Source organism: Mesorhizobium sp. M8A.F.Ca.ET.021.01.1.1 (assembly GCF_003998025.1).
In the GTDB taxonomy this organism is placed as follows: domain Bacteria; phylum Pseudomonadota; class Alphaproteobacteria; order Rhizobiales; family Rhizobiaceae; genus Mesorhizobium.
Map to the genome: position 1 here is coordinate 1 of NZ_RZSJ01001010.1, position 905 is coordinate 905.

The 905-nt window shown below is 58.8% G+C and carries 2 protein-coding genes; both read right to left on the reverse strand.

The window, feature by feature from the left end; genetic code table 11:
- Positions 1-397 (reverse strand): acyltransferase (locus tag EOA36_RS36245; RefSeq protein WP_145969542.1); only part of this gene is annotated, 397 nt, incomplete at its 3' end.
- The coding region (locus tag EOA36_RS37620; protein ID WP_210212451.1) for a hypothetical protein at positions 394-905 on the reverse strand (512 nt) is incomplete at its 5' end. The genes EOA36_RS37620 and EOA36_RS36245, both read right to left, overlap by 4 nt.

Here is a 905-nt window from a genome sequence, read left to right on the forward strand (position 1 = left end):
CGCCTGCGCCGATCATCGCCTGACGTCCGATGATTATGCCTGGCAGGATTGTCGCATTGGCACCTATCGATGCGCCGTCCTCGACCGTCGTCAGAAGAAATGCCTCGGGATACTCTTTCGAGCGCGGGAAACGATCATTGGTGAATGTCGCGTTTGGGCCGACGAACACGCGGTTTCCAAGGCGGAGGCCGTCCCACAATTGAACGCCGCTCTTTATGGTCACGTCATTACCGATCACCACGTCGTTCTCGATGAAAACATGATCACAAATGTTGCAGTCCGCACCGATCACGGCGCCCGGCAGAACATGGGCAAACGCCCAGATACGTGTTCCCTGGCCGATATGCGGACTTTCGCAGATGCCCTGCTCATGAACAAAAAATGCCCTGTCGGTCATTTCGATGTCCCCTCGACGACGCGGCTGATCACTCTCAGGGGCCGTGACTTGGTGTTTTCAACCGCCCGCCAGAGATAGCAGCCCAGAATGCCCTGGACCATCAGGCTGGCCGATCCGAAGCCCACGATCAGCAGCACCAGTGTTGTGTAGCCGGCTGCGTCAATGTTGCCGAGCAACCGCGCCACGACGGTAACGGCTGCAAACAGCAGGCTGAGCAGGCAGCCCGCGAAACCCACCCAAAGGGTCAGAATTATGGGGAAATCGGAGAACGAAAAGATGCTGTCCATCATGTATCTGAACCGACGGGCCATGCTCCAGGCACTCGTCCCGTGCTCTCGTTCGCGGCGGCGATAGGGCACGAATTCCCGCCTGAAGCCGACCCAGAACAATTGCACGACAAGCGAGCTGTTGGGCTCCTCGATGGACAGGATCGCTTCCAGCACCTGGCGGTTGCACGCAAAAATATCGACCCCACCGCTCGGCATGCTGGGCAGGACGAGCCTGCGGT